Consider the following 15,723-nt stretch of genomic DNA (forward strand, 5'->3'; position numbering starts at 1 on the left):
GATTTGAAAAATTTAAACAAAGTCCTTATTCTAGCGCCAGCTGGAAGCCAAGCGCAGCGGCACATGCAGAAAGAAGTCTGCTAACGGGAGCCGGGAAAAACATAGGTAATCTTGAAAAGGATGTATGTGCTGCTTATCAGAATGCACTGATGTGGACAATTACCGGAGATGAAGCTCATGCAGAAGCAGCGGTTCGGATTATCAATGCCTGGTCTGATACCTTTAAAATCTTTGATGGTACCGATGTAGAGCTTGGAGCAGGGTTGAATGTATTTAAAATGGCCAGTGCTGCCGAAATTATGCGTGCCACTTATCCTAAATGGTCGCAGGCAGAAATTAAGAAATGCCAGGACATGTTTAGTAATGTATTTTATCCTCCCATCCAATATTTTGCGCTTTGGGCACATGGAAACTGGGATTTAGCTTGTATGAAAGGTATGATGTCTATTGCAGTTTTTAATGATGATCATGAGATGTTTGATAAGGCAGTAGATTTTTTTTACAGAGGCCCTGGAAATGGGAGTCTTTTGCATTACATTGTCAATGAAGCCGGGCAGGGTCAAGAGAGCGGCCGCGATCAGCCACACAGTATGTTGGGAATTGGTCACCTTGCTGAGATGTGCGAAATTGGATGGAATCAGGGCCTGGACATGTATAAATTCTCAGATAACCGACTTTTAAAAGGATTCGAATACACGGCCAAATATAATTTAGGTGAAGATGTACCCTTTGAACCCCACATGGATATTAGCGGCCGGTTTCCTGCATCCACAATTTCTACCAATGGTAGGGGCAACCTCCGCTCTATTTTTGAACAGGTGTATAATCATTATGCCTTTAGGGTAAAGGGAATACCAGCTGAACAGTATAAATATACAAAGGCTGCGGCAGATAAATTAAGACCCGAAGGTGCGGGGTTTAATGCAGATAATGCAGGTTTTGGAACTTTATTTTTCTCGCTTAAGGAAAGCTTGCCAGATAAATAATAAAACCGTTAATATTTTTAATAATAGTAATTGTTTTTATGTGACTTTGATATTTTTTATGCTATTTTTTTATTAAATGAATAAAACTTGTTTATTGTTAGCTAAACAGGTTTAGCTTTTGTAAGTTTGAATAAGCCAAATATTTAAACATGCAAAAAGTTAATGAATTGACGGAGTTGTGGGAACCAACCCAAGGTACTGACTGTTGCTGCGTCGTTTTCTATCTTCCGACACAAAGGCCAGATATACATCTACTTGTTTTCCAACAAAACTTTCATCCATCTTAAGTTTGGCAAATCCTTCCTTAGCTCTTTCAGATGCGGTATTAAATTTTGCCCGCTCACCGGTTATGTCATAAGCCACCAGCATTGCTCTGTCGTCATAAGCAAAATTGCCACCTGTCCAGCTAAAGCTAATTACATTTCCGCTTTCTGCAACGGCTGTTGCAGTGGTGGCCTGGCTCATATCTCCAAAACTTACCAATGCCAGGGCCGGATTGATCTGGAAATAGGAGGGAATCCCAATTAGCGCATTTTTAGAATTGTAAGATTTTGCAGCTACAAAACCCTCAAAATTGGCTGCATATCCCTGAAATCCAACACGTAAAAATTCAAGTAGTGGTTGTAGCCATGCCTGCACGTAGGCGAATTTTTCTCTGTTTATTAATTCTTTTGGCGTGGGTGGGCTTGTTCTAAGCCTTGGTTTGCCACGCATAAGGCTTCTTTCTTTTGATTGATAACCGACAACAGTGCCCGCTTTTCCGCTAAATCCTCCTAAAATTCCGTTTTTGATAATTGCCATAATTATAATTGCTAAAAGGTTGATATATAATATATTAATATCTTTTTATAAATAAAAATTTGATTAGAACTATATAGGGATATTAAAAGGATTTTATCCCTACTATGTCCCTGTTACCTCCCTGTTATCTCCCTGTTTATGCTAACGATGAAATCGCCGTATAAGCGCTCTGGAATCTGCGGGTAATTTTAGAGGCACTTTATTTTTCAATTGGCTTAGCGGATTATACTAGAAAGAAAAAAAGCTATATATTTAATTTGGATGATCGTTAATCGTATAAAAGATATATCGCTTAAACCAAAGCACATGCTATTAAAAAAAAGTATTAAACTCTTTATCATTGCAGTAGGCATAAACAGCCTTGCCTACGCTCAAACGAATAAAAATGAGCCGGTAAAGGTTGCTGTTGATTTTTCAGCATCAATAGCTCCAATGAAACCACTATGGGCCTGGTTTGGATATGATGAACCAAATTATACCTATATGAAGGATGGTAAGAAATTACTGACCGAAATTGCGGCGGCAAGTCCCGTACCGGTGTTCGTTAGGGCGCATAGTTTATTGGTAACCGGTGATGGTGTGGCTGCTTTAAAATGGGGCTCAACAAATGCTTATACCGAAGATGCCAGTGGAAATCCGGTTTATAACTGGTCTATTATCGACAGTATCTTTGATACTTATATCAAAAGAGGTATGAAACCGCTGGCACAGATTGGCTTTATGCCCGAAGCACTCTCGAGCAAACCTGTTCCTTATAAACATAACTGGAAACCAGGTGATAAATACAGCGATATTTTTACTGGTTGGGCGTATCCTCCTAAAGATTACAATAAATGGACAGAGCTTGTTTATCAATGGGTAAAACATAGTGTTGAGCGTTACGGAAAAGAAGAAGTAGAAAGCTGGTATTGGGAACTTTGGAACGAACCAGATTCGCAATATTGGAGAGGAACACAGCAGGAATTTTTTAAATTATATGATTATTCTGCCGATGCTGTTAAAAGAGCTTTGCCAACGGCAAAAATTGGAGGGACTGATATTACAGGGGGAGCAATGAAATTTCAGGATGCTTTTATAAAACACTGTTTGTTTGAGACGAATTATGCAACCGGAAAAACCGGATCGCCGCTTGATATCCTTTTATTTCATGCCAAAGGATCTCCAAAATTGGAAAATGGAAGAGTGGTTATGGGAATCCGTAGTCAGCTTCGAAACATTAATGATAATTTAAAGGTCATTGCGGCTTATCCGCAGTTAAAGGATCTACCGATAGTGATTGGAGAGTCGGACCCCGAAGGATGTGCCGCTTGCGGTATGGCTACTGATCCTCAAAATGCATATCGAAACGGAACCATGTATTCCAGCTATACTGCCGCATCTTTTGCCCGTAAATATGAACTGGCTCACTTACTGAAATCTAACCTGATTGGTGCGGTTACCTGGGCTTTTGAATTTGAAAACCAACCATGGTTTTATGGTTTCAGAGACCTGGCAACTAATGGAGTTGATAAACCGGTATTGAATGTATTCAGGATGTTTGGAATGATGAGAGGTGATTTGGTAAAGGTTGATGCAAACAGAATGTGTCCTCTGGATAGTATTTTAGCATCTGGTATTCGTGGTGCCCACACAGATATTGGTGCATTGGCATCAAAAGATGCAAAATCTGCTGCGGTTATGGTTTGGAATTATCATGATGCTGATGAAAAAGGCAGCGCCGAAAAAGTTAACATTCAGCTTAATGGATTGCCCTCGAAAACAATAGAGCTTAAACATTATCGTATTGATGATCAGCACAGCAATTCGTACGAAGTTTGGAAAAAAATGGGTTCTCCGGTAAGTCCGACAGCTGTACAAATCAAACAACTTGAAAAAGCCGGGCAACTGGCTATGCTCGAAAAACCTTCGATACTTAAAACTAAAAATGGAACTGCTAATTTAGAAATCTTACTGCCAAGACAGGGTGTATCCTTTCTGCATCTTTCATTTAAATAATTAAACCAAAAACCTTTTATGGCAAAATAGTTGAATAAAAAGCCAATATGAGCGTAAGCACGGGAGCGGTAATGTGTTACATTTGATCTGGATACTAATCAAATATAAAATTCTAGTTTCAATAATTGTGTCGGGCATGGGCGTAAAGTCCATTTACAGTTTTACCAATGTTATTATATAAACAATTAAACGATGAGGAGTTGGCTGATCTCTTGAAGAAAGGAGATCATTTGGCATACACTGCCATCTTTGACCGTTTTTATGGTTTATTATTTGTACATGCCTGTAAGCTTTTAAACGATCAGGACGAGGCAAAAGACGTAGTTCAGGAATTATTTGAAATATTATGGACGCGTCGCGAAACCATTTCATTTGATCGTAGCCTATCTTCTTATTTATATTCGGCCATCAGGAACCGTATTATAAACCGTATTTCGCACAATGCTGTAGAAAATAAATACATCAGCTCACTGGCTGGCTTTATAGATCGCGATACTTACTTTGCAGATCATAGAATAAGGGAGGTTGAAATGAGAAAGATGATTGAACGGGAAATTTCGGCCTTACCATCTAAAATGAGAGAAGTGTTTGAACTGAGCAGGAGAGACTACCTCTCTTATAAACAGATTGCAGTTAGGCTTCAGATATCTGAACAGACCGTACGCATGCATGTGAAAAAGGCTTTACGCATACTTAGGCCCAAGTTTGATTTATTTGTTATTGCTTTTTATAGTTTGTTTTTGTACTTCATATAGCGTTTGAATACCAATGCCAGATTGTTTTAAGCTGCCGTCATTTCGACGATAGGAGAAATCTCCTGATTATGCAAAGGTTCGCAGTTACTCCGTGGCCAAGAGATCTCTCTTTACATTCGAGATGACGGGCAGTCCGATAGCGGGATTTTATTCCTTTATCTTTTTTTTTATTAAAATAAGTACCCCATACCCCCCAGCTTTCCTGTCATAGTAGCATAAAGTATAAATACCAAATATATTGTATGCATAGGGATCCCGGAGAACTGTTAGAAAAATACAAGGCCGGCAATTGCTCTGAAGAAGAAAAAGCAATTGTTGAAAGCTGGTATCTGGAATTACATTCTGGAAAGGAGGCTCCTTCACATAAAATTATTAGCAAGACTAAAGACGAGGTATGGGCGGCATTGTCGGCCCAGAAGGATAAGGAATCTCAGCCTGTTCAGATAAGTAAGCTCTTACTTAAAGTTGCCAGTTGGGCAGCTGTAATCAGCATCGTCGGTTTCATTGGTTTTATTTATTTAAACAAACCGGGGAACCGCTCCTCAATAACTGGCGTTTCAAAAAAACAAGACATCCCTCCGGGAGGTAACAAAGCATTTTTAACACTTGCCGATGGCAAAAGGATTTCATTAACCGATGCGGCTAATGGTGAGGTGGTTAAACAGGAGGGCTTGGTAATTAATAAAACTGCAGATGGTCAGCTGGTTTACACAGTATCAGACTCTGAACCCCAGGGTAAAAATGGAGCTCAGTTATTCAATACCATAGAAACGCCCAATGGAGGAAAGTATCAGGTTAATTTGCCTGATGGCACAAGGGTTTGGCTAAATGCCGCTTCATTATTACGTTATCCAACTAAATTTAGTGGAAGTAAAAGAGTTGTTGAATTGACAGGAGAGGGCTATTTTGAAGTAGCTAAGCTACCCGGTAAAATTCCATTTATTGTTAAAAGCGAAGGACAAGAAGTAGAGGTTCTGGGAACACACTTTAACATCAACAGCTACGAAGACGAAGGCCCAATAAAAACTACCCTTTTAGAAGGTAGTGTTCGGGTAATCCGCTCAAAATCTAGTGGGAATGCGCCTGATAACAACGTATTGTTAAGGCCAGGTGAGCAGAGCGAGCTGGGTGATCAGAAGATAAATGTAAAAGAAGTGAATACGGAAAGTATTTTGGCCTGGAAAGACGGAGACTTTGTATTTGATGGCGATGATCTGAAAAGTATTATGAGAAAAGTAGCAAGATGGTATGATGTAGAAGTGATCTATAAAGGCGAGTTTGATGATGTGAAATTTGGTGGCTTGATCTCCCGCTCAAAAAACATATCGTCGGTATTAGGAATTATGGAGTCCACAAACAAAATACATTTTGTAATTGAAGGCAATCGGATCACGGTATTGCGCGATAAAAAATAAACAAGCAAATATTAATAACTAACCAAAAAAATAAACAGCATGAGAAGAAGAATGACCACACAACTTATACCCTGATTTGAGGTAATAAAGCCTGGAATCGGTATTATGCTGTAACAACCAGGCAAAGCCTAAAAAACCGGAAGTGCTTCGAACCACTCCCGGTAAAAAATGGCTGGGATTACCCTCCAAGAGTTATTTTTTCGTTAAACCCCAACTAAACAAATGTATGAACTTTTACAAACAATCTGTATGTAAGCCGCGGAGCTTTGTACCTAAATTTCTGCTGATTATGAATTCTGCTTTACGCAGATTTAAAGAGACAGATCATAGTAAACTAATTATGAGAGTTAAGATTACTACAATTTTACTAATCACCCTCTTTTTGCAGATTGCCCAGGCAAGTAAGGCTCAACGTATCACCTTTTCAAAAAAGAATGCCAGTCTGCAACAATTGTTTAAAGAAATCCGTAAACAAAGTGGATACGATTTCTTTTACAATCTGGAAGATATAAAGAAAGCGAAAAGAGTAGATATTTCAGTTAACAATGAAACGCTTGAAGAAGTATTAAAACGCTGTTTTGAGGGGCAACCTTTTACTTACGTGTTTAAGGACAAAACGGTGATCATTAAAGATAATGTGGCCGATATTATACCAGCAAAAAGTACTTCGGTTCAAAAATTAGAACTTAAAGGAAAGGTTACTGACGAAAAGGGCGGGCCATTGCCTGGTGTTAATATAAAACTTAAAGGAAGCAATACCGGTACCATAACAGATGGTGATGGCAATTATGCGCTGACCTTGCCTGATGGAACGGGAACGCTTGTATTTAGCTTTATTGGCTTTGCACAACAGGAAATTCCTGTAAATAACCGTACCTCCATTAATGTGGTGTTAAAAGAAGAAAGCAGCGCGCTTTCTGAGATTGTGGTGGTAGGTTATGGCACACAAAAGAAAGTGAACCTCACCGGGGCTGTAAGTAATGTTACGGGTACAGAGTTAACCACCAGGCAGGCACCAAACACAACCTCTTTATTACAAGGCAGAATGCCGGGTGTGCAGGTAACACAGAATTCTGGTCAGCCGGGAGCAGAGAGTGCAACTATACAAATTCGTGGTCAGGGTACTTTTAGTGGTGCAGGCAATGATCCACTTATCTTGATAGATGGTGTAGAAGGTAATTTAAATAATGTAAACCCAAATCAGATAGAAAGTATCTCTGTATTAAAGGATGCTGCTTCGGCAGCAATTTATGGTTCCAGGGCTGCAAATGGGGTGGTTTTGGTAACCACCAAAGCTGGTAAAGCAGGAAGATTAAATGTTGACTATAGCTATAATTATGGCAGTCAGAGGGCCACTTCTATCTATGATAGGATTACCAATTCTGTTGAATTTATGGAATTGCTTAATAAAGCAATTGCGCACACCGGTACCAGTGCCAACCAAATCTATACCCCCGATCAGATTGAGCAATACCGCCAGGGTGCCATTACAAATCCTGCACAATACCCAAGTTACGACTGGATGGATGCGATTTTTCGCACAGCTCCAATGCAACAGCATTATGTGAGTGTTAATGGTGGTAAGGAAGGAACAACGTATAATTTTGGTGCCGGCTATCTTGATCAGGATGGTATCCTTATAGCAACCGGTTATAAAAGATATGATGCACAGTTTAACTTTAAAACAAGTTTGAACAATAAAGTCACTTTCGGAACCAACATTGCTTTTTCTAAAGGAGACCGGAATGAGACTGCATTGAATAATAATTTTGATGGAAATTCGACAGAAGACCAGATTTTAAGTGCCTTAGCTGCTCACCCTACATTTACACCAAAACTTCCGGATGGAAGTGGAAGATATGCTGCTAAAGCCTTTATTCAGGAAGGTGGAAATAAGAATCCGGTGGCCACGGCAGAAAATGGCGGAAGGTATATCAAGAACTATTATACACTGGCATCTGCATTTCTTGATGTAGATATTCTTCCTGGATTAAAAGGAGAGATTAAAGGCGCAGTAAAATATAATGATAAGCAAACGAAGGTACATGTTGTTGGTGTACCGGGATATATGTTCCTGCCGGATGCAAGCGGACAATACTTGTACAATACACAATGGAACGGAACCGTAGGTGAAAATAACCTGACCGTTCGAAACGAAAAGGATGTTCAGTATACTGTATTCGGAACATTAAATTATACCAAAACCTTTAATGAAGTACATAACTTCTCTGCGTTATTGGGAGGAAGTCAGGAAACTTTTCGCTACGATCGTTTACAGGGCTTTAAAAGAAATGCCCCTTCTGATGATTTGATCGAACTTGGGTCTTATTCTCCGGGTGGACAGCTGGCCGATGGTTATGCTTATCAATGGGCACTACAATCGCTATTTGGAAGGATCAATTACAATTACAAGGAGAAATATTTGCTGGAAGGAAACTTCCGTTATGACGGTTCTTCACGTTTTCCGAAAGGAAACAAATGGGGATTTTTTCCATCTGCTTCTGCCGGATGGAGAATTTCGCAGGAAGACTTCCTGAAATCTGTTGATTGGGTGGATAACCTAAAAGCGCGGGTATCATGGGGACAGGTTGGGAACCAGAATGTTAATCGATCGCTTGGTGGTGAATCAATGCCTTATCCATATCAGGATGTTTTGAATCCGGTTTTATACAATATTGGAGGCTCTTTACAGCAAGGGGTAACCCGAACCGATCTGATTAATAGAAATATTACCTGGGAAACGACTACGGTAACCGATATAGGTCTGGATTTCAGTTTATTTAAATCATCGTTGTTTGGTAGCGTAGACTGGTATTCTAAAAACACAACGGATATTTTGAGGCCACTTCAGGTGCCTGATTTTATAGGCGTTGCCGGTCCAACAGTAAACCTTGGCGAAATGAACAACACTGGTTTCGAAGTCTCGCTGGGATACGAAAACAAGATCAATGATTTTCATTATAAAGTGCAGGGGAATTTTGAGACCTACAAAAATAAGGTAGTGAAATATGGTGCGCGTGAAATTAATGGCGGCAATGGAACGATCAATCAGGAAGGGCTGCCTTATAACTCTTATTTTATGTACGTATTTGATGGCATCTATCAAAATCAGGCCGAAATTGACAATGGTCCAACTCCACTTGTTAAACCTAAACCTGGCGACATGAAATACAAAGATGTAAGTGGGCCAAATGGTGTTCCTGATGGCAAAATTACTACAGATGACCGAATGGTTGTTGGAGGGGCTTTCCCTAAATTTAATTACGGACTAAGCTTCAACGCTGATTATAAAAACTTTGATCTGAGTTTCTTCTTCCAGGGAATTCAAGGCCGTAAGATCTATGTTAAAGAATGGGGAATTGCGCCATTCAGACAAGCAGGGCCGCCGCCTACGTTCTGGAGAAATGCCTGGGATGGAGAAGGTACATCAAATACCATCCCTCATATTTTCAACGAAAATTATACGCCTAATACTCAGGTTTCTGACTGGTGGTTACAGGATGCTTCTTATTTGAGGTTAAAGAATTTTCAGCTGGGTTACAGCTTCCCGGCCAAGCTAATTAACAGAGCTAAAATTCAGGCACTAAGATTATATGTATCTGGAGACAATCTGCTAACATTTAGCGACTTTTTTAAAGGGAGCGATCCTGAACGGGCAGCAGCCAGTGGCCGGGCAGCAATTTACCCCCAGGCTAAAATTTATTCATTCGGTGTGAAAGTAACACTATAATCATTGATGTTATGAAGACTATATATATAAAAACAATGCTTCTGATGATGTTGAGCACAATGGTGTTTTCATGTAAGAAGACTTTAGATACAGATCCGCTTTCTAATCCCAATTCCGAAAATTTTTGGAAAACAGAAGGAGAGGCCAATAAGGCACTCATAGCTTGCTATTATAAGCTTAAAGAACCAATTATTTCCAATGGGGCAGGGCAAAGCGGTAATTCCCTTTACTGGGAAGCGCTGTCTGACAATGCGTCCAATACCTCTAATTACGAAGCATTTGATATTGTAATGAGGGGAGAGCATAATTCTGCGACAACAGGAATTGTGAGTAAATCTTTTACTTTTGGTTTTCAGGGAATTGCTTATTGTAATTATTTTCTGGACAACATAGACCGTGTTAGTGTAATTACAGATGTTGTACGGAACAAAATGAAAGGCGAGGCTTTGTTTCTAAGGGCTTTTTACTATAATGATCTTACCCAGCTTTATGGAGATTTGCCACTTATTTTGAAACCAGCTACATTGGATGGCGATTTTTTGAAAACACCCAGATCACCTAAAACCGAGGTAGTTGCCCAGATCCTGAAAGATCTTGATTTGGCCATTTCTTACTTGCCAGCAACTGCATTTAGTGACGGCCGTGCAGTAAAAGGTTCAGCAATAGCGCTTAAAACCAGGGTGCTGTTAAATAATCAACGATATGGTGAGGCGGCTGATGCAGCCTGGACATTAATTGGTGATGCCGGTAATCCGTTTAGGCTTTCTGATAATTATGCAGGTATATTTTTTGGTAATCAAATTAACAACAAAGAGATCATGTTCTCTGTGCAATTTAAAGCCCCAGATGATTATCACTCTTTGGATCAGGTTATTGGTGGGCGTATGTCGGTATTTCCAACGGTAGAACTGAAGAATGCTTATGAGCCAAATGATCCGCGCAGAAAGATGACCATTTTTGAAGCGGGGGATCCGTGGGCATACAATCCGGGAGGCTTTAAACAAGCTGGAAGTACGGCTGAAGGACAAATTCCTTATACCACTATGGCCTTTAAAAAATGGGTAAATCCTGCTATAAATAATGCATCTGGTGCTACATTGAGTGATCAGCATATGGTTAAAATCCGCTATGCCGATCTGTTGCTGATGTATGCTGAGGCCATGTTTGAAAATGGGCAAGGTGCTGACCCGCGTGCTTTAAAGGCATTGAATGATGTAAGGGCAAGACCTGGAGTTAATATGCCGGCACAGCTTGTGCTGACCCGTGAAATCATTAGAAACGAGCGTAGAGTAGAACTTGCCTTTGAGGGTTTACGGTACAACGATTTAATCAGATGGAAAATAGCAGATCAGGTTATCCCTCAGGTAGCTTATGATGCCAAAGGAACAAAGAGAAAGTTTAAGTCTTACCTTTTTCCGATTCCATTGAGCCAAATGGATATTATGAAAGGCGTGTGGACACAGAATCCAAACTTTTAGGTAGTGCGTAGTCTGTGGGCCATGTTTCTGATCCTGTTCTGTTTTGCTCAAAAAAGTAAGGCACAGGAAATATATTCAGGAAGATATAAAGCTGTTTTCGCAACTGCGCCTAAAAAGGTGCCAACGTCAAAAACTCCAGATGGTCCGTTGGCGGGAAATGGAGATATTGGGCTTACCCTTGGTGGTAGCCCTGATAAATTGTTGTTCTACTTAGGTAAAAATGATTTCTGGCGGGCATATCCGGTTTATCCCGGAGGAGGTATTGCTTTGCCAGGATGGTTGGAAGTTCATATTAGCGCCCTTAAGGGCGCTAATTATTATGCAGAACAAATTCAGGACAGGGCCTTAATTGCGGGAAAGTTTACGAAGGATGATCTTACAGTAATCCTTAACTCCTGGGTATCGGCTACAACGAATACGGTGATTGCAGAATTTACAGCAAATAAGGCCTTTACAATGAACCTTGCCTTAAATGCTACTGAAGGAAATACCTCTGTAAACACAAAAGGTATTAATGGAGATGTGATTTGGGTAACCCGCTCTTTCGAGAATACTCCATTACTGGAATGGCCTTCGCATGTTGCTATCGCACTAAAAGTACTGGGCGGAAAAGTTGAGAAAGATGGGACGCTTAATATGAAAGCCAACCAGAAACTCACCCTATCTGTTACCATGTATACCAATTGCGATAAAAATGATTGGAAGGAAAAGACGATCCAAGAGGCGCAGTCTACAACACAAAATTCAATTGCGGCCATAAAGAAAGAACATGAGGGCTGGTGGAAGGATTTTTGGAGCCGCTCAAACGTTCAAATTGGCGACTCCTTAATTGAGAAGTATTACTATGCTTCACAATATCTGTTCGGATCTACTTCAAGAGGGAATAAATTTGCTCCCGGTATCTGGGGACCATTTATAACCAGGGATTCATCCTCATGGGGAGGGGATTATCATTTAAATTATAACTACCAGGCTCCCTATTGGGCTGCATATTCGTCCAATTACATAGATCAGACGGCTAATTTCGATCAGCCCTTATTGGATTATATGGAAAAGGGAAAACAACACGCCCAGGAATTACTTCATATTAAAGGGATTTATTATCCCGTTGGAATAGGCCCTAAGGGATTGGTAACTACCCGCTGGCCGCTTACTCCGGATGAAATGGAAAAAAGATATGCGACAAAGGAGAATACCATTGATGGAGGATATAAATTTTTAGGCCAAAAGATCAACGCTGTTTTTAGTGTAGGGAATATGCTGATGCGTTTTTACAGTACTTATGACACCGCCTATGCCCAAAAAGTTTATCCTTATATGCTGGAATGTGCTGATTTTTGGGAGGATTATTTAAAGTTTGAGAACGGGCGTTATGTGATTTATATGGATCATTATGGTGAGGTGATGCCAAACCTTAAAAATAAGGGGAAATGGCGAGATCAATTGGGCGATTTTAATTCGACACTTTCTGTTGGCCTTGTGAAAATGTTATTTAAGGGAATCATTGATGTAAGTAGCTTTTTAAAAGTCGACCCTGAAAGGGTAGATAAATGGCAGCATATTGTAAAACATATAAGTGATTTTACTGTGGGTGAAGTAGATGGTAAACTGAGCTTAAAAGAAGTTGAAAAGAGCCCTTCTGTCAGGCATAGCCGTATTTCCGGTTTGGCACGGGTTTCTATCCATGGGTTGATACTTCCGGGTGGTGTATGTGGCCCTAAAACGGATTCAGCTTTTAACCAGATCCTGCTTAGTGATGTAAGCAGATGGAAGGAAAGAATGAACGCTCCGGGTGAATGGGCAAATACGCTGGGTAATGGAATTGAAACCTGTTTTCCTGCCGCGGTAAGGGTTGGATATGATTCTGATGAAATTATTAAACAGCTGAAAGACCGGATTGCACTGCAATCGCTTCCAAATCTGTGGATCACTGCTGATGGTGGAGGGACAGAAACCCTTGCCGCGGTTCCATTAACGATAAATGAAATGATGATGCAGAGTTATGAACAGGTGATCAGAATATTTCCAAACTGGAACAAGGCTAAAGATGCAAGCTTTGAGCAATTGCGGGCCTATGGTGCTTTCTTAGTAAGCAGCCGCCTGAAAAATGGCAAAATTGAATATGTTAAACTAGTAAGCGAGGCGGGTAGACCATGCAGTATAGACAACCCTTGGTTGGGAAAAAAAGTGCAGTTAATCAGGAACGGGCAGAAGGTAGAGGTGTTAGCTGGTAAAACATTTACGTTTGATACAAAAAGAGGCGAACAGCTGGAGCTAACAATAATATGAAAATTATGAAATCAATGAGAATGACCATCCTGCTATGTATCATTAGTATGATATGTACAATTCCATTACTTCTGTACAAAAACAGGCTTATATGCATTTGTTGAACAAGGGAAAGGCAATGATATTTTTGCATCATTCTTTGGTATCTTATCAGGATTGGGATGAGTTTCAGAAGATCATTGGAGGTAAATATTATGAGCAGGCAACCGTTGTAAAAGGGGATACCATAAAATCAAGCTACCAGCACGATGTTATTATACCCGTAAAAATTGAAGACCATAAGCATCCTGTTACCAAAGGGCTTAAAGATTTCGAGATTTACGATGAAGTATATGGCCATTTTGGTACTCAGCCAAACATCAGACCCCTGCTTAGTACTACTCATCCAGGGAGTTCACATGATATCGCATGGATTAATACCTATGGACAAGCAGATGTATTGTTCATCCAACTAGGACATGGGCCGGAAGCCTTTGGAAATCCCAATTACAGGAAGTTGCTACTGCAGGGCATTGAATGGTCGGTATTGGGGCATAGAAAAAAATCCTGAAATGAAAACTATTTAGTCTGTTGTTGGTTTATAAGGTACATTAGGAGAGCAAATTATGGACCCGTTTAATATTATCATCACCAGTCATGGGGAAAAGGTTGATTTAAACATACACCCCCAGGAAGCAGGCAGTTATAAGGTGGTTTGTCATGGCGGACTTGTAGGGGAAATATTTATGAGCAAATCAGGGAGCTGGGAGGCTGTTTCGGCTGACGATCTGGATTCAGGTGGTTACCCCATTTATGAGTACGATGAAACATCCGGGCATGCTGATCTGCTGCTTGATGAACTTGTAGTACAAGATATTGGCAAGCAGATCAGCGATATTGAGGGGCTTTAGAGGTCGTTATTTCTGTTCGTTTGCCCAGTCTTTAAACTGAGTAATTGATTTACTAAGAACACCTGCAGAGCCTTTGAATTTGCCAGAACCGCTTGGTACCCCACCTTTGCCATACCATTCATAGAAACCATGGTTTTTGATAACAAGATCAATCATAGGGCGAACTTCTTCATAAGCTTCTTTTACAAATCCATTAGCAATCAATTGCTGGATCATTCTTCCTCCAAACCAGGTCCAATCTCCTCCATTTTGATAAATGTATGGTTTTGACATCCCTCCACGGAAAAGGCCCTCAGGATAAGTAGGGTATATGGTAAGGCCAATACTTGGCATGCCCGAAAGCTTTACGTTTTCAACCATTTGTTTGTTAACGATTGCAATTTCATCTTTTGATAATAATCCTGCCTCAATAGCAACCGCAGTACCTCCGTGATAGTGAATATTATTCTCGTCAAAGCCTGCGGGGACAGGAGATTTTCCCGGATAAATATGAGGAATGAATTTCTTCCTTTTTTCGTCCCACAGGTGTTTTCTCACGTTTGCTTTAACTGATTTCTGTAATTCTTTCCATTGGGTGATCTGGTTTTTATCAGTGGTCATTTCCTGAAGATAGTTGAGTGCAATAATTAGCATTGCATTATCATATACATCTATTGCTTCATCAGATAGGTTGTTCCAGTCGCAGCCAAAGTCATCATTAGGCTGTACATCGCCCCAATCAGCCGTCATTGCTCCGTAAAGCAAGCCATAACTTTTGTTGTATCTTTCCTTAAGTAAATACCTGATCATGCGTTCCATTCTTGTTAATACGGTTACACCGGCAATTTGTTCGCTTAAAATACTTGTATCTCCTGTTTTCTTAACGTATTTGCCTACAAGCTGAATTAATGAGGTTTCCTGATCTGTTTCAACAGTGTTTTTAAAGCCTACATGCTTAGGGTCGTTATCAGAATAGTAAGGTGTATCATCGTTCCATGTGAAGTCCTTTTTCAAGACATAACCATCCACCATCTCGTCATTTTTTTGCTGAAGCGCGAAGAAGACTAAAATGGCCCCTTTAACTTCTTCTTTGGAAGTCTCCTCGAGCGCGGTTACAATAAAGGTATTCATATCGCGTGCCCAGATCTGCGAGTAACCACTTCCTGCATTAAACCCTTCTTTTATGGCAGTTCTGGCCATGCTGTCTACTATTTGCATGGAGGTGTCTGCCAGAATAGATTTTGCGAGTTGTTGTTCTTCACTTTGTTTAGTGGATGAGCAGGAGCAAATAAGAAAGGTAAGGGCCAATAGATATGCCGAATAAATCTTCATGAGTTTGTGGTTTTTAATGTATGTACATACGAAGATAATAAAAATGTAATAATTCATTTGATTCATTGAATTA

The 15,723-nt window shown here is 40.2% G+C and carries 11 protein-coding genes; 9 read left to right on the forward strand and 2 right to left on the reverse strand.

From position 1 onward, the window contains the following. Positions 1-986: alginate lyase family protein (locus tag AC1DG9_RS14865; protein WP_477634810.1), on the forward strand; the 986-nt coding region annotated here is incomplete at its 5' end. Between the two features lie 159 nt (positions 987-1,145). Here AC1DG9_RS14865 and AC1DG9_RS14870 read toward each other — a convergent pair. Beyond that, positions 1,146-1,787 carry a DUF6266 family protein gene (locus tag AC1DG9_RS14870; protein WP_477634811.1) on the reverse strand — a complete coding sequence of 214 codons (642 nt, stop codon included), beginning with the start codon at positions 1,785-1,787 and terminating at the stop codon, positions 1,146-1,148. 306 nt (positions 1,788-2,093) lie between these two features. Here AC1DG9_RS14870 and AC1DG9_RS14875 point away from each other — a divergent pair, with 306 nt between their 5' ends. The 8 genes from AC1DG9_RS14875 (at position 2,094) to AC1DG9_RS14910 (ending at position 14,339) form a co-directional block, all read left to right on the forward strand. Further along, entirely contained in the window at positions 2,094-3,782 is a 1,689-nt protein-coding gene (locus tag AC1DG9_RS14875; RefSeq protein WP_337716826.1) for a GH39 family glycosyl hydrolase, read from the forward strand. Between the two features lie 167 nt (positions 3,783-3,949). After that, positions 3,950-4,537 (forward strand): RNA polymerase sigma factor, encoded by a 588-nt coding sequence (locus AC1DG9_RS14880; protein ID WP_172660174.1) that lies wholly within the window; start codon positions 3,950-3,952, stop codon positions 4,535-4,537. 242 nt (positions 4,538-4,779) lie between these two features. After that, positions 4,780-5,952, forward strand: a complete 1,173-nt coding sequence (locus AC1DG9_RS14885; RefSeq protein WP_337716828.1) for a FecR family protein — start codon at positions 4,780-4,782, stop codon at positions 5,950-5,952. A 289-nt stretch (positions 5,953-6,241) separates the two neighbouring features. Then, positions 6,242-9,682 carry a TonB-dependent receptor gene (locus AC1DG9_RS14890; RefSeq protein WP_477611810.1) on the forward strand — a complete coding sequence of 1,147 codons (3,441 nt, stop codon included), beginning with the start codon at positions 6,242-6,244 and terminating at the stop codon, positions 9,680-9,682. 11 nt (positions 9,683-9,693) lie between these two features. Next, positions 9,694-11,160 carry a RagB/SusD family nutrient uptake outer membrane protein gene (locus AC1DG9_RS14895; protein ID WP_337716832.1) on the forward strand — a complete coding sequence of 489 codons (1,467 nt, stop codon included), beginning with the start codon at positions 9,694-9,696 and terminating at the stop codon, positions 11,158-11,160. A gap of 3 nt (positions 11,161-11,163) precedes the next feature. Continuing rightward, a complete protein-coding gene (locus tag AC1DG9_RS14900) occupies positions 11,164-13,449 on the forward strand; it encodes a glycosyl hydrolase family 95 catalytic domain-containing protein (RefSeq protein ID WP_337716834.1) in 2,286 nt (761 codons plus the stop codon). A 52-nt stretch (positions 13,450-13,501) separates the two neighbouring features. Continuing rightward, complete coding sequence (locus AC1DG9_RS14905; RefSeq protein WP_477634812.1) at positions 13,502-13,999, forward strand: ThuA domain-containing protein; 498 nt, start codon at positions 13,502-13,504, stop codon at positions 13,997-13,999. 55 nt (positions 14,000-14,054) lie between these two features. Further along, complete coding sequence (locus AC1DG9_RS14910) at positions 14,055-14,339, forward strand: hypothetical protein (RefSeq protein ID WP_172660179.1); 285 nt, start codon at positions 14,055-14,057, stop codon at positions 14,337-14,339. Between the two features lie 6 nt (positions 14,340-14,345). On the opposite strand, the gene AC1DG9_RS14915 is transcribed toward AC1DG9_RS14910, so the two are convergent. Beyond that, entirely contained in the window at positions 14,346-15,716 is a 1,371-nt protein-coding gene (locus AC1DG9_RS14915; RefSeq protein ID WP_477634813.1) for a GH36-type glycosyl hydrolase domain-containing protein, read from the reverse strand. Positions 15,717-15,723 lie beyond the last annotated feature (7 nt).

It is taken from the genome of Pedobacter sp. 05L430 (assembly GCF_056397585.1).

Bases quoted from the DNA above. Each gene is read 5' to 3' on its own strand.
- AC1DG9_RS14870 (WP_477634811.1), bottom strand. From the start codon at position 1,787: ATGGCAATTATCAAAAACGGAATTTTAGGAGGATTTAGCGGAAAAGCG.
- AC1DG9_RS14875 (WP_337716826.1), top strand. From the start codon at position 2,094: ATGCTATTAAAAAAAAGTATTAAACTCTTTATCATTGCAGTAGGCATA.
- AC1DG9_RS14880 (WP_172660174.1), top strand. From the start codon at position 3,950: ATGTTATTATATAAACAATTAAACGATGAGGAGTTGGCTGATCTCTTG.
- AC1DG9_RS14885 (WP_337716828.1), top strand. From the start codon at position 4,780: ATGCATAGGGATCCCGGAGAACTGTTAGAAAAATACAAGGCCGGCAAT.
- AC1DG9_RS14890 (WP_477611810.1), top strand. From the start codon at position 6,242: ATGAATTCTGCTTTACGCAGATTTAAAGAGACAGATCATAGTAAACTA.
- AC1DG9_RS14895 (WP_337716832.1), top strand. From the start codon at position 9,694: ATGAAGACTATATATATAAAAACAATGCTTCTGATGATGTTGAGCACA.
- AC1DG9_RS14905 (WP_477634812.1), top strand. From the start codon at position 13,502: ATGTACAATTCCATTACTTCTGTACAAAAACAGGCTTATATGCATTTG.
- AC1DG9_RS14910 (WP_172660179.1), top strand. From the start codon at position 14,055: ATGGACCCGTTTAATATTATCATCACCAGTCATGGGGAAAAGGTTGAT.
- AC1DG9_RS14915 (WP_477634813.1), bottom strand. From the start codon at position 15,716: ATGAATCAAATGAATTATTACATTTTTATTATCTTCGTATGTACATAC.